This window comes from Vibrio sp. 10N.247.310.24, from assembly GCF_041467175.1.
Lineage (GTDB): Bacteria > Pseudomonadota > Gammaproteobacteria > Enterobacterales > Vibrionaceae > Vibrio > Vibrio tasmaniensis_A.
In genome coordinates this window covers 1-23,983 of the sequence record NZ_JBFSUD010000069.1, presented here as the reverse complement: position 1 = coordinate 23,983, position 23,983 = coordinate 1, and the positions used below count along the sequence as shown (strand labels likewise).

The window sequence follows — 23,983 nt, the reverse complement described above, 5'->3', positions numbered from 1 at the left end:
AAGAGAAGCTGCTTAATAAGCAAGCAAATGATGACAACTACCTTGAAAAACACCGCACATCATCTGACACAATAATTTCAATGTTAATTGTGTGCTGATCTTTTCCATCAACCTTTTTGATTATGCCTAGCCATTTGTTAGCGGCTTCAATGTAGCGTTCTTTGTCATACTTAAAGTCCAAATCAAAGTTAAGGACAAAAGTTAAGTGATCATTTGATATAACTTCTTGGGAATAGTATTCAGGATAAAACTCAGAATCCTGACTGTAACTGACTGACGATAAAAAGGACAAAATGAGAGCTAGAGTTAATTTTTTCATTCGAAAACCTATAATAAAGCCGTCTAGGATGAAGGCTAAGTAGTGACGTTTAACTTGGTTGGATATTACAGTATTTATCGCTTTACTAACGTAAGCATACGTAACACCTTAATATCCGTGCACTACAAACTTCTCGACAAATTCAATGCAAGGTTTATTTTTCCCACAAATAAAAAATGCCACATGAAATATGTGACATCTTTATTATCTCACAGCTAATTTAGCTCACAATTCAATCCCCATATTGAACAATGTGAACGCGCAAATATAAGTAGTGAGATCGATAGCTTTACTCAGCGACATTCCTGCACCACGGTTCGCACTGACATCAATACGAATCATCACGGGCGCACCACCTTGAGGCTTGTCTTGAAATTAACGATACAATGATTTGGTCGACTCTCTGACGATTAAATCAATCGGTGGCAGTCGAGCTTCATGCCGCTCGCCAGATAACAAGTTCAAGATCGACTGAGCACACACTTCACCAATCTCTTCAATCGGCTGTCTTAAGGTGGTTAACGCTGGCGTGAAATACTTAGAGGTCGGCAAATCATCAAAGCCAATCACAGACACATCTTCTGGCACTTTATAACCGTGGTCAGACAGCGCCTTAATCGCACCGTAAGCCGTTTGGTCATTAGCAGCAAACAAAGCAGAGAAGTGAACCTTAGATTCAATCAACTCTACCGTTTTCTCATAACCAGATTCACTACTAAAATCGCCCTGCTTGACCAGTTTTGGCATCACCTTAATACCGGCCTCTTGAAGGGCCTTCTTATAGCCTTCAAAGCGATTACCTGCATCAGGCTGGCTTGATAACCCCTTGATGTGAGCAATGTTCACATGCCCTTGTTGCAGTAAATGTAAGGTTGCCATATAGCCACCCAACACGTTGTCGATATTGATGGAGCGGACATTATTCTCAACAAAATCGTAGCCAACCATCACGATAGGGATGTCTTGTGCATACTTAGCAATCTCTTCCTGAGTAATACTGCCTGTCACGATGATCATGCCATCCACGTTACTTTTTGCGAGATACTCCAACGCGTGCATTTCTAGCTTTTTTTGCCAGTGTCCGGTTGCTATTACTAGCGAATAGCCTTGAGCTATTAGGGTTTTTTCCATGTCGTTGAGGATACGACTGGTGTAGGGGCTATCAGGGTGTTGCACCAATACACCAATAGTGAGCGAGCGTCGGTTGGTGTTTTCTTGCATTTGGAAGTTAGGTTTGTAGCCCGTGTCTTTAATGGCTTGCTCAATGTTTTGGCTTTTATCATCCGACACATAAGTGGTTCGATTAAGGAAGCGAGACACGGTGCTGGGAGAAACACCAGCCAGTCTTGCTACATCGTATACTGTTGTTTTTTTTGTTTTAGTGCGCATCTCGATACCCCAATCAAGTGACATTCGGGGAGCTTTAAGCTCCCCATCAGTTTCAACCTGCATACCACTGCTTTCGTTGAAAATCGTGTCATTAAGTTAATACATATAGGCGAAGATCATCCCCGGCCTGAAGTAACGGCCAGCCGTGTATTTCAAGCCAGTACTCAGTAACCATTTGTGCAAGCCAGCGAGCTTTTCTCGCGGGATTTCAACGCTCAACATTTTAACAAAATTATCAGTATCTTTCGTCAATGTTGGATTGATACGACCGTCAGACAGCACGCAGTTTTGACATTTAAGTACATTTAGGCAGTTTTTCGCATCATTTTGCGACAATTTAAATACCTCTATAAGATCTTTCTCATTGACAGACACAGAGCAATTGAACCCCTCTGGCGCTGCAAATGGAATTTTCGAATAGTCATAGAGTGCGGTATACACGGTATCCATCAATGTTTCTGCTTGCTGCGATTTACCCGCTAAGTTCAACGCTGTTGCCACACTAAACTGAACACCAATCCATACGTCTTGTGCTTGGAACGCTTCATGCGGTGAACCGTCGGCTAACGTCATATTCGCAACACCCAACTTAGGACTATTAATTTCGAAGTTGTGCTTATAAACATAGTCCAATGCGCGTTGGATGTTCTCTTGCGGGAAAATACCGTCTAAGCCGATGAGCTTTAGGTAGCTGTCGGCCAACAAGGCATCACCAAAACTGTTGTCAGAATCTGGCACTAAATCTAAGTATTCTTGAGTAAAGGCTTGTGGCGCCGTCTCACTCAGCAAGCGTTTCTTAGAGACTCTTTGAGATACCTTACTGATGCTGATGGAAGTATCCGTTTCATTGAGATAGGTATTGAGCGTGTTCTTGTCAGCAATCGCATCGCCAGTCAATGAAAGTCCTAAGGTTTCCAGAGCTTGATAGCCTTCACCTGTTAAATGCTTGGCTTGAACTGGCGTCACGAAGAAGTGGTAGTAACCCTCTTTGTCATCCCACAAGCTTTGCTCAACCGTGGCTAACGCCTTTTTAGAACGCGTTAAGTAACCGCTAGCTAGCTCGCTTTCACCCATCAATTGTGCAAGTTCGCTCGCGGCTTGCAGGCCAGCAACCCACAGGCTCGCACAATAAATAGAGATGCCGTGAGAAGCTAGGTTATCAAAGGTATCGTCTGTGCCTCGGGTTAATGGTAAATCGTCACCCTCAGCAATCAAATTCGATAAAAAATCGATGCTTTCAGTTACCGCTTGCCAGCACTCATTAACCACAGAGAGATCTTGGGTGTTTTGATAATGGCGGTACACCATCAGAATGTATTTCGGCGCTAAGTCCTTCCACTCTTTCACGTTGTGCCAACTGTAAGCATCGGGCTGAATGTCGAATGGGCTGCCTAAGTCGTGGATTACCGCACCTCGAATAGCACGTACACCTTGATACTTTTCATCAATCAATTCGGCATTAGGCGTCGCTTCGTATTCCCAGTAGCGGCGCTGAGTGAAGTCTTCCGCCAAAATGGCCTTAGAAAACTCTTTCATCACACAGCCATCAAGCTCAGGCAACAAATAAAGCAGAGAGAACGATCCGTAGAAGTACACATCCAGAGAGTTAAAGAATGGGTAGTCGACACACTCTTTTACCAAGAACTTATCTTCTTTGTCCCATACCGTTGATTCCGCCAAGAACGACAATGAGTTCATCGCCATCGTTGCATAGCGAAGTGCCGATTCAGGCTGCGAGATCTTGCTTTGAGCTTGCTCTAGGAAAGCGGTTTGTTGTGCGACGATCTGCTGCTCAATCGCTTCTAGCTCTGGTAATACATCTTCTAACATCAGCAGAGCTGGTTGCGTTTGCGGGTAAAATTGCGTGTAAGCCTTATCTGAATACCAGCCATTAAGCATGACTTTGCTGTGCGCCATGACCTGCGCAAAACGCAGATCAACAGACTCACCCGCTTCCAATTCAACCTGAACCACCACCAATGCGCTCAGAGCTTCACGCCCTGTGTAAATTCCTGTTTGGAATTCCGCGTTGGTACGGCCTGTTTTCAGTGCGAACTCTGTTTGTTCCTCTGCCTTAGAGGTATAAAGCGTTGGCTTCACAGAAATCGAAACCTTACCAGATTCTGTCAGTTGATTATCCGCTTGAACACCAAACACCACTTCACCTTCAATATCACTTTGATAAGGAGACTGACTGGTCAGTTGAACACCCGTAAAGCTGCGACTTTCACCCTTTAAGTTAACCGTTTGATGCTGCTGAGCAATTGGGTTTTGAGACAAGGTACAAGCCGAATCTTGAATACCATCACGGCCTTTTTGGTAGGTTGAGCCAATCAAGTTTTTTAGCGGCTGAGCAAGCGTAATCACACGTGTTTGCGATGAATTATTGGTTAATTCAAAGTGATTCCAGTGCATCGGCAAAGAACACAGTCGTTTGTCCTCTTTAACGATCGGAGAGACTACCTTACGCTTTATTTTAATATCATCGAAACTACTATATTTATATTCAGCCAGTGGATATAAAGCTTGATACTCTATATCTCTACCATTAACACTACCTGTATCATTATTTTCACCCGCAGTAAGTGATAATAATCTCGTTGTATCATTAATTAATAAACCATTAAAGAAATCCAAGGCGACATATAATTGACAAATAATCGACAATGAATCTTCTTCAATCAATAATTGAGTCTTATTTGAAAACTCAACGTTCCACTTTGTAAAGTTAGATTTATTATCCTGGTAGAAGTGACCATTTTTCAATGCCGCGCGAATGTGGTTAATCGCATCCGACATTTCTGCGCTTTCAATCTTCTTACCATCAAACAAGGCAGGATAGAAGTTTAGGTGAACACTCAGCTCTTGCTCATCACTGACTTGCAGCGTATCGATGGTCGGCACATTCATCACCGACGCATAAAAATCATTAAAATTAATAATTTGCTCTGAACAATCAACAAATATTCCCGGAATAAAGCTGAAATTTGGTGTTTTCCCGTTTGGCGTCAGTGTAAATGTGTTACCAATTCCACCCACCGCCATACCGGTATTTTCTGGTGTGGTAGAAATTGGCGTGTACCAAGGTTGAATAAATTCAACTGCATCACCTTTTTTACATAAGTGTTCCGAATTTCCTGAGTAGCTCGTATATGGAATTTTATTATTCATTTTAAAACCGCCATTGAATATTTTTTTCTTCTTGTTAATATCTTTTTAAAATGGAGACATCAACATGTTTAAAATTATAAATGAAAAATTTGGAAATATTGACTCAGTCACATTAATAAACCACCAACATGGTATAGAACTTCAAATAATCAATGGATTTGGTGCTGTTATTAATAAATATACCGTAAATAACAGTCCATTCTCTTTTATTTGTGGTTATCAGAATTATGATGAACTGATCAACCAACATCCGTTCTTTTCCCGCAGTGCTAAATTATTCCCTTTTCCAAACCGTTTAAACTTAGGTCGTTACAGTTTCGATAACCAAAACCATCAACTCCCAGCTAACTTTCCTTGGTCTGATCACGCCGTACACGGCCTGCTCTACAACCAACCTTTTTCAATCACAAACAGCGTAGCCACTGAAGAATCCGCCAGTGTGACGTTGCAGTATCAAACGTCATCTTTGCATCCTGCTTTCCCGTTTGCGTTCAACCTTGAAGTCACCTTCACTATCGATATCACGGGTAAACTCACTTCCTCAACGACCGTCTCTAATCTTGGTGATTCTGCATTCCCATTCGGTGATGCTTGGCACCCTTATTTCTCACTCGGCACTGAGCTAGCACAATGTGGACTCGCTATGTCGCCTTGCTCTGAGGTCATACACGAAAACGACCTACCCAATGGTGAAAAACTGGCTTTTGACTGTTTGTCTTTGGGTGATTCACTCGCCAATCAAAGCTTAAATCACTGCTTTGAATTTGATTCCAAGACAACCAACCAACTTGCGTTTACACGCTCAGATTCGTCTGCCGCTATTCGCTATCAACAAGATGCAAGCTACCCATTCGTTCAGCTTTACACGCCGACTAGCGAACAAAGTATTGCAATAGAACCAATGACTTGCCCAGCTGATGCATTCAATAACCAGATAGGCTTATTGACGCTTAGCCCGAACCAATCTCAGACCTTTACTTGGCAATGCCAAGCCAGCTATCAACCACAGTGATGCAACCAAAATAAAGCGACACTAAAGAGAAACCAAAAAGCAATAAAGGGCGCATAAAGCGCCCTTCTCTTTGTTAACCTAAAATCACCTCGATGGTGTGCTCACCAGAGGTAAATACTGGCGCTTTATTACCTGAAATCAGGTCACCATTTACCTTCATCTCTACCACACCTTTACACACGTTATTCGGGTTAGTGACATGAATATGGTATGTCGCACCACGGAACTGACGACGGACTTTGAACTCTGGCCACTCAGCAGGAATACATGGGTCCACCAGCAAGCCATCCACTTCAGGGCGAACACCCAGAATCCATTGCGTACCCGCAACGTATGTCCAAGATGAAGTACCCGACAGCCACGCATTTCGGCCTAAACCAAACTGCTTATGTTCGTCACCCAAAATGTTTTGTGGGTAGCAGTAAGGCTCAGATTCGAAGGTATCGATGTCATCGTTCTTAGAAGCTGGGTTGATTTGACGGTAGTACTCATAAGCACGCTCACCGTTGCCCATTTTCGCTTCTGCGATCATCACCCATGGGTTAGAGTGCAGGAAGATACCGCCATTCTCTTTTGCACCTGGTGGGTAAGTTGAAACACCACCTAGTTGCGGATCAAAGCCGTTGTAACCAGGAGTTGAAAGCTTAATGCCATTCGCTGTATTCAGCTTGTTGTAAACCGAATCTAGAGCTTGAGTTGCGCGTTCTTGAGTCGCGAAACCAGAGATCACAGGCCAGCTTTGACCGTTGGTGTAAATCTGCCCTTGCTCGTTTTTATGAGAACCAATCGGTAAACCTTGCTCATCAAAGTAACGAACAAACCATTCGCCATCCCAACCGCACTCATTCACCGTACTCTGCATCTGTTGGTACTGATCTTTAAACTTAGCCGTCAGTTGCGCTTCGCCACGCAGCTCACACAAGTCCAACATGTCGAGCAATGCTTTGCCGTACATGTTCGCCACCATCATCGACTCAGCACCCGTTGGCAGGTTCACCGTGTCGTTCCAGTCAGCAAAACCTAACAGCGGTAGGCCGTGCTCGCCAGTATTGGTGTAGGTAAATTCAATCGCGCGGCACAGGTGGTTCCAAACCGTTCCCGTTTCAACTGGGTTGCCCGCTTTGTCTTTTTGATAAAACGGGATCTCTTTATTCAAGAAGTCTGCATTGCCCGTTTCTTTCACATATTGCGTCACCGCGTAGATGATCCACAGGTGATCATCACCGTAGTAATCAGGGCGATCTTCCTCTTCACGTGAGTCACCCGCGTTCGCTTCCATCGTTGATGGGAAGAACTGATGCATCGCAGAACCGTTAGTGTTCTGAACAGACAACAGACGCTCAATGAACTCGCGCGCTTCTTCTGGCATGTGAGTAATCACGCCTAAAGTATCTTGCGAAGAGTCACGGAAACCGATGCCACGAGCGCCATAGCCAAGCTGATACAGAGACAAGTAACGAGACCAGTTTTTGGTTGTGTGACACTGACGTGGGTTATGTACGTTAAGCATCGAGTTCATTGCTGGATCTGGCGTTTCAACCTGAACCGCTTGTAGGTAACCATCCCAATGTTCAGCCAGTTCAGCGAAAGCCGAATCGACCACTTGATGGTCACGGTATTTAGCCAATAGAGGCAATGCTGCTTCTAGACTTTGTTCTTGTGCGATTTGCACAATCGTACGTTCTGTCTGCTCTGGAGATAACCAACCTAGGCGTAGGTTAAGCGCACCAATATTGTCGCCACGCAAACACTCGGTGTTGCCTAGCTCATCATTATTTAGTGCTTCTGGCGCTGCCCATGTACCGTAGCCCAAATTACCTAAGAACGATTGGCGGTCACCATCAAAAGACGTCGCAGGGCGATCCGCTGTCATCAAGTTCACCGCATAATCGCGCTTCATAAAGGCGTACTGCTCAAGCACGGTATGACCCGACTCTTGCTGATGCGCTTTCAGCGTCATGGTTTGTGGAACCCAGTCCGCATTGAGTAGCTGTTTAAGCGCATCGAAGTGTGTGAATTCATACACAGGTACCACATCAACGTGCAGTGCTTTGTCTGAAATGTTGGTGACTTTGATGTCTTGTAGCAGTACTTGGTCAGCTTTTGGTACAAAGAAAGTCGCTTCACAACGCACACCAAACGCTTCTGCAATGATGGTGGTGTAAGACAAGCCCGTGTGGTTTTCAAACTTCTCGAGCGGCTTCAAGGTTGGCGTGTAGAAAGGTGAGAACACCTCTACGTTGCCCGCTTCATCACGCACCTTGAGGTACATGGTCGAGCCTTTAAAATCTGAGTTTGGCAGTTGAGCAATGTACTTAGTGATACGGTTAAGTGCAGGATCGCCCTTACACAACAGGACGCCGCCGTTGCTATCGACAATGCCACCGAAATCTAATGTGCCGACATAGTTACACCATTTGATCGGTGTACACGGTGTGGTTGCTACGTATTCTTTGTTTTTATCGTCAAAATATCCGAATTTCATCATCACTATCCCTAGCCCCTCCCAAATCAGGAGGAGCCAAAACAATTTGTCGTAAGTTGGTTGGTGTCAGCTCATGGCTGATTTAAATTGACTGGCTAGCTCGCTAGCGAGTTCTCACTCAGAGCATCAAACAAGTGGAAAGCATCCAAATCCAAGTAAAGCGTCAAATCTTTTACATCCACTTCAGCCGCTTGGGTTTCAACCATCAGCGGTTGACCGCCAATTTCTGTTTTCAGAAGAATGCTCGCGCCCAGTAATTCCTTGTCTTTGATTTTCACAGGGAATGGCAGCACGCGGTCGTGGTCAACTTGCTCGGCACGTAGGTGAATGTCTGTTGGACGAACACCAAAATGCAGCGCTAGGTTCTTAGACGCCAGAGACTTAAAGCGCTCAGGCAGTGGGATCTGAACATCGCCGATTTCAACGAAGTACTCGCCTTCTTTTTCAATCAGTTTTGCTTCCAACATGTTCATTGACGGGTTACCAATGAATTGCGCAACAAACTTGTTTGCAGGACGCTGGAACACCTCGGTTGGTGTACCAACTTGAGCAACATAGCCGTCTTTCAGGATCACGATGCGATCCGCCAATGTCATCGCTTCGATCTGATCGTGGGTTACGTAGATCGTGGTGGTTTTTAGTTCACGGTGTAGATGTTTGATCTCTTCACGCATCACGCCACGAAGTTTTGCATCTAGGTTAGATAACGGCTCATCAAACAAGAAAACCTTAGGAGTACGAACCATTGCACGGCCCATTGCCACACGTTGACGTTGACCACCAGAAAGCTCTTTTGGCTTACGGTTGAGTAGCGGATCAAGCTCTAGCATTTTCGCCGCTTTTAGCACTTCTACGTCGATTTCTGCTTTTGGCATACCCTTCAGTTTTAGCGCAAATGCGATGTTCTCGTATACCGTCATGTGCGGGTACAGTGCGTAGCTTTGGAATACCATCGCCAAGTCACGGTCTTTCGCGTCGACTTTATTCATCAACTTGCCGCCAACCACGATGTCACCCGAGCTGATGCTTTCAAGGCCAGCCAGCATGCGTAGCGTTGTCGATTTACCACAGCCAGATGGGCCAAGGAAAACCACGAACTCACCGTCTTCAACCGTAAAATCAAACTCTTTGACGACTTCAACATCACCGAATGATTTTTTGATGTTCTTAAATTCTACTTTAGCCATTATCTGTTCTCCTCAGCGCGCTCTTGAAGCATGTTTCGGTACGCAATTGCGCTCTGTTTCAATGTTCTTTCTTGGGTGGTGTAGTCGACATGGACAATACCAAAACGCTGGCAGTAGCCGAATGCCCACTCAAAGTTATCCATCAGGCTCCAAGCGAAGTAACCGTCAACTTTCACACCCGCTTCAACCGCGTTGTGAACCGCTTCGATATGACCTTGGAAGTAGCGAACACGTTGATCATCCATCACTTGTCCGTTTACACGCTCGTCGTTGCCTGCAGCACCGTTCTCTGTGATGTAGATAGGTGGCATATTTTCGTAGCGAGCATCCAGTCTTACCAATAAGTCGGTTAGACCTTGTGGGTTGATTTCCCAGCCAATGTAAGTGTGTTCAGCGTCAGTTTGTTTCACCGATTCGATGTCGCCATTCTCGTTGAAGCGAGCGACATTGCGTGTGTAGTAGTTGATGCCGATATAATCGACCGGTGCGCTGATGATGTCTAAATCACCTTCAAGGATCATCGGTATGTTCATCGCTTGGCGCTCAACCACTAACTGCGGGTACTCGCCTTTCAATACTGGGTCGATGAACCAGTGGTAGTTCTCGGCTTCGCAATAATCTGCTGCCGCTTGATCTTGTGGCGTCAGCGGGTAAGCAGGAGTCGCGTTGAATACCACACCATGCTTAGCATGAGGGGCATTGTTACGAAGGATCGGCATAGCCAAACCGTGTGCCAGCATTAGGTGGTGAGATGCTAGGTAGCCCTCTTTTTCACCTTTGATTCCTGGCGCGTGTTCGCCCCAGCGGTAGCCTAGGAATGCAGACACAAACGGTTCATTAAGCGTGGTGTACACATCGATGTTGTCACCAAAGTATTTGCTCACCACTTCTGCGTATTCTGCGAATTTGTAAGACGTTTCACGGTTTAACCAGCCGCCTTTATCTTCAAGGTATTGCGGAAGATCCCAGTGATACAGCGTCACATATACCTTCATGCCACGAGCATGACACTCATCGATGATCTGACCGTAAAACTCTAGGCCTTGCTGGTTCACGACACCGTCTTGTGGCAGGATGCGCGGCCATGCAATAGAGAGACGGTAAGCATCAACGCCTAAGCCTTGAATCATCTCGATATCTTGTTGCCATAAGTGGTAGTGGTCACACGCCACATCACCACTGTCGCCGTTATCGACCTTGCCCGGCGTCTTACAGAAAGTGTCCCAGATAGACGGTGTACGACCGCCCTCTTCAACGCCGCCTTCAATTTGGTATGAAGATGTCGCGACACCGAATACAAATTCCTTACTGCGTAACTTTGAATCACTTGGAAGTTGATATTTATTCATTGTTATAACCCTTAAACCTAACCTTTGACTGCGCCGGACGTTAAACCACTGATCATCTGTTTCGATGCGAACAAGTAAGTAATCACGAGCGGTAAAATAGAAATTGTGGTACCTAGCATTACCGCGCCCCATGGCGTATTCGGAATACCTTGAACACTTCGAAGTGCTTGCGTAATGACATAGTTATCTGGGTTGTTTAGCACCACGAGAGGCTGCATAAACATGTTCCAGAAGAAAACGAACTGAACGATAGCCAATGTTGCGAGTGCAGGCTTCATTAGTGGCAGTACCACGCTCCAGTACGTTCTGAACTCACCAGCGCCATCCAGTTTCGCCGCTTCAAGTAGCTCTTTTGGAATCGATGCAATCACGTGCTGACGCATCAAAAAGATACCAAATGGTGTGGTGGTGAACGGTAGCCATACCGCCATGTGGTTATCCAACAAGCCTAAGAATTTCACGATCATGAAGTAAGGGATCAAGCTAAGCACAGGCGGAATCGCCATTGAGCCAACCAGCATGCCGAACAACACGTTCTTACCGCGGAACTTAAACACAGCAAACGCGTAGCCACCCATGCTACAAAACAGCAGCGAGATGGTGGTACCTAAGAAAGCCACGTAAATCGAGTTAAACATCGCTTTCCAAAACGGCATGATTTCAAGCAATTTGGCGTAGTTAATCGCCAGGCTATCGCCAATCGCAAAGCTAATGCCCGTACCGAAAATTTCAGAACGGTCACGCGTTGATAGCAGTGCCGACCATACAAATGGAAAGACTGTAATTAGCGCTGAAACAACCAGTAAGATACCTAGCATGACCATCAAGATCTTAGTCAGAATGAACATGCTGCGTTCGCTTGGCATCAGTCCACTTAGTGGTGAGGTATTTGTCTTAATTGATGTCGACATCTTAATGTTCCCCTAAGCCTTTCTTACCGAAGAGTAAAAATTGAACCAATGTACAAGTCGCGATGAGTGCAAACAGTAACCATGAGATAGCGGATGCTGTGCCCATTTCTAGCCATTCCCAACCCACTTTGTAGAGATACATCGAGATAGTTAAACCAGATTGGCCAGTACCACCTGTACCACGCGTTAGGACGAACGGTTCTTCAAACATTTGCAGGTTACCGATGATGGTCATCGTGATAGCAAAGAAGATGAATGGACGAATCATTGGTAGTGAAATGTTCCAGAAGCGGCGGAAGGCATTGGCACCATCCATACGCGCAGCTTCTAAGATGTCTTTAGGAATCGTCATTAAACCCGTGGTGTAAAGGACGATGTTAAAACCGGTGTATTTCCAGAAAACCATGATTGCGATAGACGGCTTCACCATAGTGGCATCGTCTAACCAACGGATTGGTTGGAAATCGTTAACCCAAGCGAATGCCCAACCAAACAGCTTGCTATCGGCCAGAGCCATTAGCGTTTGGTTAATAATTCCTGAGTTAGGAGAGTACATATTGAAGAAAATCAGTGACGCTGCGACCGTTGATGTAATGAACGGTAGAAAGTACGCCGATGTTAGCCAGTGACGCATACGGTCACCCATTGAAACCAACATGTAAGCCACTGGAATAGCGACTAAGTGCTGAGCCACGCCTGAAGTGATCGCTAGCCAAAGCGTGTTCTTCAATGAACGCCATAGCCATGGGTCCGTTAAAGCAATGTGATAGTTCTCAAAACCAACGAACTCCATCGCATCCATGCCTCTTACCGGGTTCCACTCGTGGAACGACAGGTAAACAGAGAACAACAGCGGGAAGATCCCAAATACAGAAAAAATGATCAGAAACGGCAGAAGAAATCCATACGGTGTAAGCGCTTTCAAATTTAGACGAGAAAAAAGGCTTTTGTCCGCAGGTTCTATCGTTGTGCTCGCTGTATGATTCATAGTAACGACCTCTTAAAAAGGAAGCGCGTTATCCACGCTTCCTCACTTACTTAAAGTAAAAACAAATTAAAGATTGCGCGTGCGACGCTTGATTAGACGCTCTGCCTCTTTAAGCGCAGTCTTGATGTCTTTACCTTCATCAAGTACTTCCATCAATGCGTTCTCTAAGATAATAGAACGTGCAACGTGGTCGCCTTGTGCTGGAGAGACCGGTTTGATGTTTTGCGCCACTTCAGCAAAAAGAAGACGGGCTTTTTGTCCGCCTAGGAATTCCATCTCTTCTTGGAAAAGCTCATCGTCATACGTGGTGATGTTCGCTGGGAAAGCAGCAATCGTTTCGAAGTGTTTAAGCTGTACTTCACGATCCGTCGTCATGTATTCAATAAGCGCCCAAGCTTCATCTGGGTTGTCTGATTGAGTTGGAATTGAAAGGAATGAACCGCCCCAGCTGCCGTAGATACCATCAGGTAGGTTTTCTACTGCCCACTTGCCTTTAGTTTCAGGTGCAATCCAGTTGTTTAGGTGACCAAGAAGCCAAGCGCCAGAAAGTTGAGTTGCAAATGTGCCGTTGCGGAAGCCTTCGTACCATTCGTTAGACCAAGCCAAAATACGGCCGTCTAAGCCTTTGTCGCGAATCTCTTTTGCTACTTCAAAAGCGTGAACAAAACGCTCAGATGTCACCACTGGATTGCCATCTTTATCGAAGTACAGACCTTCACCTTCAGGAACGGTCGTGAAGATAATCGCTTGTGCCACGTCGGCTGCCGAAGCGATAAGTTGTACGTTTTGCTCTTTCAGTTTTTCACCAGCAGCGATGTATGAATCCCAATCTTTGATTGCTTCTTCTACATCAATGCCCGCTTTTTCGAATACGTCGGTACGGTAGTACATAACACCTGGACCTAGGTCGACAGGAATGCCGTACATGTCGCCGTCAGCGCCTTTACCTTGTGCCCATGCGTAAGGTGCGAATCGTTCTTCGTATTTATCTGCACCGTAGTTTTCAGACAGGTTAACTAGGCCGCCAGATCCAACAAATGGACCAATTTTCTCAACGTCGACAACAATCACATCACCGGCACCAGAGCCCGTTGCAAGGTTCGTTGTGAGTTTCGTGTGGTGGTCACCGTGGTTGTTCATAAGGTAATCAACTTTGATACCCGTTTCCTTTTCGAAATCAGGCAGTAATACCTTCAGGCTGCTATCGAAATCAGGGAAACCGTCGAAACGAATTTCTTTGTCTGCTGCATTTGCAGCTGTTGTACCTAATCCTAAAGCAACCGCGCATGAAAGCGCTAAGGTCTTAAATTTCATGTTCTATCCTTAATATTTTTATAGGGTAACTGGTAAATCCGATACCGAGTTTCTAGTGACCAACGTCGGCAGCAATTTAAAGTTCACGTCATGTTTTATTTTTTTTAGCTTCTGTAGAGTGAGCTGTACTGCTTCAACGCTCATCTCTTCAATAGGGAAATTAATGGTGGTCAAACTAGGGGTCAGATAGCGCGCGAAGATGGTGTTATCGAAGCCCACCAGTGATACATCTTTCGGAACAGACAGTCCCTCTTGATGCAACACCTCGAAGGCGCCAAATGCCATGTGATCATTCGAAGCAAATACTGCGGTGAAATGACACTTACGATTCATCAGCTTCTTCATAGCACTGATGCCCGTCTCTTCAGTAAAGCCCGCTTCCGAGACTAAGGCTTCATCGTATGGCACACCCGCTTCTTCCAAGGCCTTTCGATACCCCTGCAAACGCCCCCTAGCGTCTGCTTTATCTAAAGGCCCGGTAATACACGCGATATCTGTATGTCCCTTTTGCAAAAGATATTGAGTAGCGAGTAGCCCCCCGACTTCGTTATCAATATCAATGCAACTCATCGCCATTTCTGGGATGAAGCGGTTAATCAAAACCACAGGGGTCCCCTGTTCTTCCAATTCAATTAAATAATCATCACTGAGCAGTTGAGTATGAAGAATCAAAGCATCAACACGACGCCCCAGCAGAAACTCCACAGACTCACGTTGCCCTTGTTCAGTGTTCGAACCCGCTGTAACCACAGCGTGATAACCAAAGCGGCGTAGGTTTTCTTCTATGCAATGCAAGATGCCTGAATAGAAAGAACCACCAAGTTCTGGAACAACAACGCCCACACTACCGGTACGACTTGATGCCAAAGCTTGAGCGATAGAGTTCGGGCGATAACCCAATTCTTTGATCGCTTTTTCAACCTTTAGCTTTTTGTCATGACTGACTCTGCTAGTGCCATTAATAACTCTAGACACTGTCGCCTGAGACACACCTGCATGTTCTGATACGTGTTTAATTGTCGCCACTCGAACCTCGATACTTCATTAGCTTGTAACCGCTTACAAAACGATTATTAAAGAAAGGCGTCTTAGTTGAAGTGAGTGTCATCACACTAAACTTGGACGTAAAAAGGCCAGTTGTGGAAATCATGAAAGCGCTTACAGATTCACTTCACGCCATGAAACTGTTTCATGAAATCATGAATCCATCGTGAGTCAGTTTTGTTAAAAGCCTTAGTTCCGTGAAGGGGTTTCAACACACCTATTGGCGTATCAAATACGATGGGTATCGAGTATTTTCCACCATCTAGGCTATTGATATGCAAAGGCTACGACGTGAGTTAGCCATTACAATTACTAGGGATAAAGCAGGGTACGCGAGATAGATTAAAATAATATGAAACGAGGTATTGAAGATGTCATGGAGAGCAGAGGGAGAGGCAATCCAAAATGATACAACAGATATTCAAGACGAAAAAAAGGGCACAAAGAATGTGCCCAAGAATGGAGTTAATTGAAACGTGCCCTAATTAATCTGCCTTTAGGGCTAAAATGGACAGTATTTACTACTTTTAAACACAGGCTCTTTGAAAATATGCCTAATTCAAAGAGCTGCTGTCGCTAGCTTGTGATTACCACCAAGCTTCAAACATCGCACCGAATGACAATGTATCTACATTACCATTGTCTTTTGGAGCGCCTTTTGTCTCTACATCACCCACAGTTGTGTAGAAGCGAAGCATTGGACGACTCCAAGGTAAGCCACCTAGAGAAACGTTCTGAGAAAGCGTTACTTTCCAAGCGTTCTCTTCACCGTCGTCATCGTAATCAACCATACCGTAGCCAGCCTCTAGCCATGTAGAGTGAACATCATCCCATTGGTATTGTGGACGAACGATACCCGCGTATTCCGTGTTCTCGCGATCTAAGTCTGAGCCAGAGTTGTCTTTGTACGACACTAAGTAATCAATGATGAAGTTGTCAGTTGCTGCGTAGCTACCTTCAACACTTGCGTACAAAGTTTGGTAGTCACCTTTAAGTTCAAATACCGATGAATCCGCACCGTCACCGTATTTCACTATTAATCGGTTAGAATCGCCTAAGCCTAACGTCGCACCTACCAAGTAAGCCGTTTCATCACTGACTTTAGTACCTGCAGTCACCACTTTTTCCGTTAAACCTGTATCTTGATCGATTACGTACTCAGTAGAGCTTGCTGTATCCGCTTCGCTCGACGCAAAACCGTAGTTCGCGTAGAAATCTAGGTTACCAATACCAGCGTCAATGCTGTGTAGTTTCGCGGTCACAGCGTATCGACCGTTGTCATTCACTAGGCCGCCTTTCACTTGACCGACAAAGCCCATATCTAGCTTAGCGCCACCGAAATCTAGGTTGTTAAAACCTGCACCTTGACCATCGTGTGTCATCCAGAAGTAATCATTCAAACCTTGTTGCGGACGTTGGTGGAAGTCGCGACCAGCCCACATGTAAAGTTCTGGTTGACTTTCAAATACATTAGTTACACCAGCGTACATTTTTTTCATACTTAGGCCGCCATCGTCAGCCCAAGCGTCTGCTTCCCAGTGGTCTGCCATGAATACGACGTCCCAAATCGCACCATTGTCAGCTTCGAAAAGCTTAGCTAGCTGAACCTCACCACCATTAGCTTCGTTACCTAAACGACCGACAGAACGACCTGTTGTACCGATGTCTACGTAACGCTCATCACCGCTCTTGTAGTGAGCGCCGTAACGAGCATAACCCGAGAAGACGATGCCATCTGGCACGTTAGTTTCAGCCGTTAAAACCGCGGGTTGTTGATCGTTAATATAATCAATATCAACAACCTTAGATTCTAACTCTTGAATTCGTTTTTCTAGTGCTTCGATATTAGTATCAGCAGCAAAAGAAGAGAGTGAAGCAAGCGAAGCCGCCACTGCGACCGTTATTGGCAAAAGCTTAAATTTTTGCATTGTAATTCCCTATTATTTTTTTGAGTTTTCATCGAACAGGGAAATATTAAGCAATGAAAGCGTTGAAAAGTTAGTTGCTGTTCACACTGATAAACCAGCCTAAATACCATGAAACTTTTAGAGTTATCACCAGAAATGGTTATTTATTTATAATCAGATAGGTAGACGTAAAAATCCGTAACAATACAGCTTGAAATCGCTTTCATTTCATCAGTAATGGCGGGGTCTATCACGGAAAAGAGTGTGGTGGAGCGAGGAGAATATGGTGAAATTTTGATTGGTTTTCGTAAATATGAAAAGCCTCAAGATCTAAGGCAGATTTTGAGGCTTTTTGGATTGAGTCAAATACCCAGTTATCTAAAATTAAGTATTTTCTAGATTGAATCTAGGGACTCTATTCCCATATTGAACAGGGTAAATGCGTAGATATCAGCAGTGAGATCGATAGCTTTACTCAGCGGCATACCTGCCCCATGCCCTGCATTGACGTCAATACGGATCATCACTGGCACGCCACCTTCATGCTTATCTTGCAGCTCTGCAATGAATTTATAAGAGTGAGCAGGTACCACGCGGTCATCATGATCAGCTGTAGTAACCAATGTCGCAGGATAGTCCGTGCCGCGCACCACATTATGAACCGGAGAATAACCAAGCAGATATTCGAACATCTCTTTGTTTTGCGCGGATGTGCCATAGTCGTACGCCCAACCTTCGCCAGACGTGAATGTGTGGTAACGCAACATGTCCAACACCCCAACCGCAGGCAGAGCCACTTGGAACAGCTCTGGCCTTTGTGTCATACAAGCACCCACAAGCAAACCACCGTTAGAACCGCCGCGGATCGCTAACTTATCACTGCTGGTGTAGTTTTTTTCGATTAAGAACTCCGCAGCAGCAATGAAGTCATCAAATACATTCTGTTTTTGTTGTTGTGTACCGGCTTTGTGCCACGCCTTACCGTATTCGCCACCACCACGTAAGTTTGGCACCGCATATACGCCACCCAGTTCTAGCCAACTGCCCACAGTGCCCGAGAAAGAAGGCGTTAGGCTAACGTTAAAGCCACCATAGGCGTACAACATGGTTGGATTATTGCCGTCTAACACTAATCCCTTCTTGTAAGAGATAAGCATCGGAACCTTGGTGCCATCCTTTGAGGTATAGAAGACTTGTTTAGACTCAAATTGATCCGACTCAAACGGAGACTCAGAGCGTTGGTAGATTTTAGAGCTTCCAGATTCAACATCAAAAGAGAAAATTGTTGGCGGCGTAACATAGTTGGTAAAGGTGTAATAAAGCTGAGATTGCTCGTTTTTTCCACCTAAGCCACTGGCCGTTCCCAGCCCAGGCAAATGAATGTCACGAACTAGGTTACCTTGGTAATCCAACTGCTCAACCTTAGACACCACATCCACCATGTAGTGAGCAAACAAGTAGCCACCACCCGTGCTGATATCCAATGGCTGTGGCTTTTCAGGGATGATTTCGAGCCATTTCCCATCGTGAGTATCAAAGCTCACCACCTTGCCATTAGGCGCATCAAGATTTGTGTATAGAATGAAGGTCTCATCTTGGTTATCAATGAGATAAGTGTCGCTATCCACATGATCAATCAACGTATTCAGCTTTTGTTCTGGTGAATTTAAATCGATATAGAACAGTCTGTTACCCGATGTCGACTCTCGCCCTAGAATGATCAAGTAACGGTCGTCTTCGGTGGTGTAACCCGACACATAGCGGTGCTGCTCGGCGTTATTCTCACCAAAAACCACTTTGTCGTTGGCTTGCTCTGTACCCAACTCATGGAAGTAAAGTTTGTGCTGTTCGGTACGTGCAGAAAGCTGGCTGCCGTCTGGCTTGTCGTAACTAGAGTAATAAAAGCCGCGATTACCTAACCAAGAAATACCGGTAAATTTCGCGTCAGTGATTTCGGCTTCGAGCTGTTGTTTGGTCTCGGTATCGATAACAAAAATCTTGCGCCAGTCGCTACCACCCACTGAAATACTGTACGCCACTAGGCTGTAATCTTTAGAAAACGACACCGAACCCAGTGATGTGGTGCCATCTTCCGAGAAAGTGTTCGGATCTAGGAAAATTTCTTCTTGTTGCCCTTCTTTGTGACGATAGAGAATGCTGTGATTCTGCAGGCCATCGTTCTTATAGAAATAAGTGTAATCTCCTCGTACAAACGGCTGCGAGCTCTTTTTATAGTCTTGTGCTTTCGCTAATCGCTCTCGCAGGTCATCGCGATACGGAATTTGAGCAAGGTAATCGAACGTGACTTCATTTTGGCTCGCCACCCACTGCGCAGTTTCGTCACTTCTGTCGTCTTCTAACCAGCGATAAGGGTCTTCAACTATTTGATCAAAATAGTCATCGCTGACGATCTGTTTGTTGGTGACTGGATATTGATACTCTTTTAAATAGCTCATCGTGATCCTTATTAAAAATAATGTGAAATCGTCAGGTAACGCGTTCTGATGTGTTCAATCAATAACTTAATCTTGTTCGGTGGCTGACGAGTGAACGGGTACACTGCATAGATGCCCAGTTTTTTGCCTACTAAATCAGGGAAGATGTCCACCAGCTGACCATTGCGAATATCGTGATACACCAGACAACGTGGCACGTACGCAACACCATGACCGCCCAAAGCGGCTTTTCTTAATGCCGTCGCATTATCGGTAGAGAAAGAGCCAGAGACGCGCACTATGTATTTATCGTTATCGGTAAAGCCATCTTTGCTATGCAGAAATTGCCATTCACTGGCACCCGTTGTTTGATAAGCGTATTGCAGACAATTGTGCTCAACCAAATCCTTGGGCTGCATCGGCTTACCATTCTTGGCGATATAAGACGGAGAAGCACATACCACCCATTGAGAGTCCAAGATATGACGGGCAATTAAGCTGGAGTCTTCCAAGTAGCCAGTTCTAATCACTAAGTCGAGGCCATCATCAACCAGATCCACAAAGCGATTGTTAAGAGACATATCGACCGTTAAACCTGGGTGCATATTACAAAACTCGGCAACAGCGTCTGCCAGAATCAAATCTCCGGAGATAGTAGGCACTGACATTTTGATATGACCACTAACATTTTCACCAAAGCCTGAAACTGCGTCCATAGCCTCTTGAGCCGCCTGCTTCACATTTTTGGCTCCGTGTAACATTGCCTTACCCGCCTCGGTAAGCGTCAATTTACGCGTGGTTCGATATAATAGCTGCACGCCAATCTCTTCTTCCAAACGCGCAATTCTCTTACTAACTACCGAATTTGTAAGGTTATTTTGTTCTGCCACCTTACTAAAACTGCCCAGCTCTACTACCTGTGAAAACAGGATCAAATCGTCTGCTCGCATTTGATTATGCCAATTTTGGAATTAATTATTTTCATTATTTCCCTATATCAATAAAAAATAAAGGGGTAAATTCACGCCAAATTAACAAAACAATTACAAAAACAGCTTTTGCAATCACATCGGTTACAAATAAAGCGACTCTAATTACAACAATTGAATCCATGAGATTCAGATTACACCTACAAACTAATGACGTGTTATTCACTTCAAACATGAACGTTTGAAAACAAGTACGAGGAAGTACCCATGAGTGAAACTCTACTAGCTTTATTGGCCTTTTCGCCAATAGTTGTTGCAGCGATTCTGCTGGTTGGCCTTAACTGGCCTGCAAAAAAAGCGATGCCCGTGGCATTTGCATTAACCGTTGCTATCGCCCTATTCGCATGGGATATGTCTAGCACTCGCGTGCTGGCTTCAGTATTCCAAGGCTTCGGCATTACCGTGTCGGTTCTCTGGATTGTGTTTGGCGCCATCTTCTTATTAAACACTTTGAAACACACCGGAGCTATCACCACCATCCGCAACGGATTTACTGACATATCAGCAGACCGTCGTGTACAAGCGATCATCATTGCTTGGTGTTTTGGTTCATTCATTGAAGGGGCATCTGGCTTCGGCACACCCGCTGCAATCGCCGCTCCATTGTTGGTTGCCATTGGCTTCCCAGCGTTAGCTGCGGTACTGATGGGCATGATGATTCAATCTACGCCGGTATCGTTCGGCGCGGTGGGTACGCCTATCATTGTTGGCGTAAACAAAGGTTTGGATACGCACAACATCGGTGAAAGCCTGATTGCCAATGGTTCAACATGGGATGCTTACCTACAACAGATCACATCAAGTGTTGCAATCATCCACGCCTGCGTTGGTGTGATGATTCCTGTATTGATGGCGATGATGCTGACTCGCTTCTTCGGTAAGAACAAAAGCTGGACTGAAGGTCTTGATATCCTGCCATTCGCACTGTTCGCAGGTGCCGCTTTCACCATTCCTTACGCACTAACGGGTGTTTTCCTCGGTGCTGAGTTCCCATCGCTGATTGGTGGTTTGGTTGGCCTTGCTATTGTTGTAACAGCAGCAAAACGTGGCTTCCTAGTCCCTAAATCAAAATGGGATTTTGAGAGTGAAGACAAGTGGCCAGCAGAATGGCTAGGTTCTTTGAAAATCGATCTAGATGACACTCATTCAAACAGTAAGCAAGGTCATAAGAAAATGAGTATGGCGATGGCATGGGCACCTTACGTGCTGCTCGCTGTCACTCTCGTTGCTAGCCGTGTGAGCCCTGAGTTCAAAGGCCTACTTAAGAGCGTTAGCCTTTCTTTCAGCAACATCCTTGGCGAGACAGGCGTAAGCACAGCGATTCAACCTCTGTATCTACCTGGCGGTATCTTGGTCTTCGTCGCACTGGTTGCTGTTCTCATGCAATCACGCAGCGCAACACCACTGGCTAAAGCTTTTGGTGAGTCGAGCAAGACTCTAATAGGCGCTGGCTTTGTGTTGGTGTTCACCATCCCAATGGTTCGTATCTTCATTAACTCTGGCGTGAACGGCGCTGATTTAGCAAGTATGCCAGTAACAACGGCCAACTTTGCAGCTGACCTAGTCGGCGGCGCATTCCCAGCGTTAAGTGCAACGGTTGGTGCGTTAGGTGCCTTCATTGCAGGTTCGAACACCGTTTCAAACATGATGTTCAGCCAGTTCCAATTCGAAGTAGCACAAACTCTGTCTATCTCTAGTGCTGTGGTTGTTGCTCTGCAAGCCGTTGGTGCTGCAGCAGGTAACATGATTGCGATTCACAACGTGGTAGCCGCATCGGCGACCGTAGGCTTGTTAGGACGCGAAGGCGCAACACTACGTAAGACTATCATCCCAACGTTCTACTACTTGGTGATGACCGGAATCATCGGCCTCGTGGTTATCTACGGCTTCAAAATGACAGACGCACTTATGTAAACCATAAGTCGTTACAAAAGCACTTGGCGTTAATACTCAATTCCCCGACTGCAACACCGTCTAATAAGACAGTTGATGAGTTTCGGAATGGATACTAAAACACATCAACACCCTCGGGTATTAACGCCATTTTATTGCTTCTCTGTTTCACCGTTAGAGAACAAACGAACACTGACTTTCAAGAATTAAAGCAGCCCAAGCCAAGCTCTCATAGAAGGGCAACATCCCAAGAATTTAGGACTGAAATTATGATCATATCCGCATCGACTGATTACCGCGCCGCAGCAAAAGCGAAATTACCACCGTTTCTTTTCCACTATATTGACGGCGGTTCTTACGGTGAACATACCCTACGCCGCAACACGGCCGATCTTGCAGAGATCGCGCTCAAACAGCGTGTCCTCAATGACATGTCGGACCTAAATTTAGAAACCGAGTTGTTTGGTGAAAAGCTCGCGATGCCGATTGCCTTAGCACCCGTTGGTCTAACAGGCATGTACGCACGACGTGGCGAAGTACAAGCTGCAAAAGCCGCAGACAATAAAGGCATCCCTTTTACGATGTCGACCGTATCTGTATGCCCGATTGAAGAAGTCGCACCTAAGATTGAGCGCCCAATGTGGTTCCAACTTTACGTGCTAAAAGATCGCGGCTTCATGAAGAACGTATTGGAACGTGCCAAAGCGGCAGGCGTGACGACACTGGTCTTCACTGTGGATATGCCTGTACCTGGCGCTCGTTACCGTGACATGCACTCAGGAATGAGCGGTCCAAATGCAGCAATTCGTCGTGTATTTCAATCTATGCGTCATCCTAGTTGGGCCGTTGATGTTGGCCTATTGGGTAAGCCACACGATCTTGGCAACATCTCTACTTACCGCGGCTCCCCAACCAAACTGGAAGACTACATCGGTTGGTTGGGTGACAACTTCGACCCATCAATCTCATGGAAAGACCTAGAGTGGATCCGTGACTTCTGGGACGGCCCGATGGTCATCAAAGGCATTCTTGATGAAGAAGATGCAAAAGACGCCGTGAGATTTGGCGCAGACGGTATCGTGGTTTCAAACCACGGTGGTCGTCAGCTTGATGGTGTTCTATCAAGTGCTAAAGCACTGCCTGCGATTGCAGACGCGGTAAAAGGCGACACCAAGATTCTGGTCGACTCTGGCATTCGTACTGGCTTAGATGTAGTTCGCATGATGGCGATGGGCGCAGACTGCACCTTGCTTGGTCGCTCTTTCGTCTACGCGTTAGCAGCGCAAGGACAAGCAGGTGTTGAGAACCTGCTCGATCTTTACGATAAAGAGATGCGCGTTGCGATGACTCTAACTGGCGCCAAGACAATCAAAGACTTAACTCGTGATTCTCTGGTAGGGCTAGATTAATCGGCCACGACTCAGGCTCAGATTCGGACTAATACTTTGGTCTACTTAGACTGAAGTTCAATCGGTGTCACAGCAATTCCACTGCCGTTGTGACACCGTTTAAGCACTGGAAAATAAAATAAAAAGCTAGGGCGTGTTGATCTTTCGAGCTGATTTTTGCAGCGAGTTGCTGGGTATTTAT

The 23,983-nt window shown here is 45.5% G+C and carries 17 protein-coding genes; 3 read left to right on the top strand and 14 right to left on the bottom strand.

Annotated features, from left to right (window positions below; genetic code table 11):
• Positions 1 to 37: 37 nt before the first annotated feature.
• The 3 genes from AB6E08_RS17985 to AB6E08_RS17975 all read right to left on the bottom strand — a co-directional run bounded on the left by AB6E08_RS17985 (position 38) and on the right by AB6E08_RS17975 (position 4,879).
• A complete protein-coding gene (locus AB6E08_RS17985) occupies positions 38 to 319 on the bottom strand; it encodes a hypothetical protein (protein ID WP_372064577.1) in 282 nt (93 codons plus the stop codon).
• Between the two features lie 375 nt (positions 320 to 694).
• Positions 695 to 1,708, bottom strand: coding sequence for a LacI family DNA-binding transcriptional regulator (locus AB6E08_RS17980; protein ID WP_029223920.1), 1,014 nt, complete (start codon positions 1,706 to 1,708; stop codon positions 695 to 697).
• A 96-nt stretch (positions 1,709 to 1,804) separates the two neighbouring features.
• Entirely contained in the window at positions 1,805 to 4,879 is a 3,075-nt protein-coding gene (locus AB6E08_RS17975; protein ID WP_372064579.1) for a GH116 family glycosyl hydrolase, read from the bottom strand.
• 64 nt (positions 4,880 to 4,943) lie between these two features.
• On the opposite strand from AB6E08_RS17975, the gene AB6E08_RS17970 reads away from it, so the two are divergent.
• Entirely contained in the window at positions 4,944 to 5,891 is a 948-nt protein-coding gene (locus AB6E08_RS17970; protein ID WP_372064581.1) for an aldose 1-epimerase, read from the top strand.
• A 73-nt stretch (positions 5,892 to 5,964) separates the two neighbouring features.
• Here the strand turns inward: AB6E08_RS17970 and AB6E08_RS17965 are convergent, their stop codons facing one another.
• The 11 genes from AB6E08_RS17965 to AB6E08_RS17915 form a co-directional block, all read right to left on the bottom strand.
• Positions 5,965 to 8,379 (bottom strand): GH36-type glycosyl hydrolase domain-containing protein, encoded by a 2,415-nt coding sequence (locus AB6E08_RS17965; protein ID WP_371704831.1) that lies wholly within the window; start codon positions 8,377 to 8,379, stop codon positions 5,965 to 5,967.
• A gap of 92 nt (positions 8,380 to 8,471) precedes the next feature.
• Positions 8,472 to 9,563, bottom strand: coding sequence for an ABC transporter ATP-binding protein (locus AB6E08_RS17960; protein WP_004732790.1), 1,092 nt, complete (start codon positions 9,561 to 9,563; stop codon positions 8,472 to 8,474).
• On the bottom strand, positions 9,563 to 10,912 hold the full coding sequence (locus AB6E08_RS17955) for a GH1 family beta-glucosidase (RefSeq protein ID WP_372064584.1): 1,350 nt from the start codon (positions 10,910 to 10,912) through the stop codon (positions 9,563 to 9,565). The genes AB6E08_RS17960 and AB6E08_RS17955 overlap by 1 nt, the downstream gene beginning before the upstream one ends.
• A gap of 17 nt (positions 10,913 to 10,929) precedes the next feature.
• Positions 10,930 to 11,778 (bottom strand): carbohydrate ABC transporter permease, encoded by an 849-nt coding sequence (locus AB6E08_RS17950; protein ID WP_017097772.1) that lies wholly within the window; start codon positions 11,776 to 11,778, stop codon positions 10,930 to 10,932.
• A 46-nt stretch (positions 11,779 to 11,824) separates the two neighbouring features.
• On the bottom strand, positions 11,825 to 12,811 hold the full coding sequence (locus AB6E08_RS17945) for a carbohydrate ABC transporter permease (RefSeq protein WP_372064586.1): 987 nt from the start codon (positions 12,809 to 12,811) through the stop codon (positions 11,825 to 11,827).
• Between the two features lie 66 nt (positions 12,812 to 12,877).
• Positions 12,878 to 14,125: an ABC transporter substrate-binding protein gene (locus AB6E08_RS17940; RefSeq protein WP_017083012.1), complete on the bottom strand. Its 1,248-nt coding sequence runs from the start codon at positions 14,123 to 14,125 to the stop codon at positions 12,878 to 12,880.
• Between the two features lie 18 nt (positions 14,126 to 14,143).
• The gene (locus tag AB6E08_RS17935) at positions 14,144 to 15,151 is read right to left on the bottom strand and encodes a LacI family DNA-binding transcriptional regulator (RefSeq protein ID WP_017097774.1); all 1,008 of its coding nucleotides are present in this window, start codon (positions 15,149 to 15,151) and stop codon (positions 14,144 to 14,146) included.
• Between the two features lie 605 nt (positions 15,152 to 15,756).
• Entirely contained in the window at positions 15,757 to 17,097 is a 1,341-nt protein-coding gene (locus tag AB6E08_RS17930; protein ID WP_372064589.1) for a carbohydrate porin, read from the bottom strand.
• A gap of 374 nt (positions 17,098 to 17,471) precedes the next feature.
• Complete coding sequence (locus AB6E08_RS17925; protein WP_017097776.1) at positions 17,472 to 19,532, bottom strand: prolyl oligopeptidase family protein; 2,061 nt, start codon at positions 19,530 to 19,532, stop codon at positions 17,472 to 17,474.
• An 11-nt stretch (positions 19,533 to 19,543) separates the two neighbouring features.
• Positions 19,544 to 20,461 (bottom strand): LysR family transcriptional regulator, encoded by a 918-nt coding sequence (locus AB6E08_RS17920; protein ID WP_017081288.1) that lies wholly within the window; start codon positions 20,459 to 20,461, stop codon positions 19,544 to 19,546.
• A gap of 34 nt (positions 20,462 to 20,495) precedes the next feature.
• On the bottom strand, positions 20,496 to 20,624 hold the full coding sequence (locus tag AB6E08_RS17915) for a hypothetical protein (RefSeq protein WP_261879047.1): 129 nt from the start codon (positions 20,622 to 20,624) through the stop codon (positions 20,496 to 20,498).
• Positions 20,625 to 20,707: 83 nt separating this feature from the next.
• Between AB6E08_RS17915 and AB6E08_RS17910 the strand changes: the two genes are divergently transcribed.
• The gene (locus AB6E08_RS17910) at positions 20,708 to 22,414 is read left to right on the top strand and encodes an L-lactate permease (protein WP_017085042.1); all 1,707 of its coding nucleotides are present in this window, start codon (positions 20,708 to 20,710) and stop codon (positions 22,412 to 22,414) included.
• A gap of 248 nt (positions 22,415 to 22,662) precedes the next feature.
• On the top strand, positions 22,663 to 23,802 hold the full coding sequence (gene lldD, locus AB6E08_RS17905; protein ID WP_017083007.1) for an FMN-dependent L-lactate dehydrogenase LldD: 1,140 nt from the start codon (positions 22,663 to 22,665) through the stop codon (positions 23,800 to 23,802).
• Positions 23,803 to 23,983: the final 181 nt, after the last annotated feature.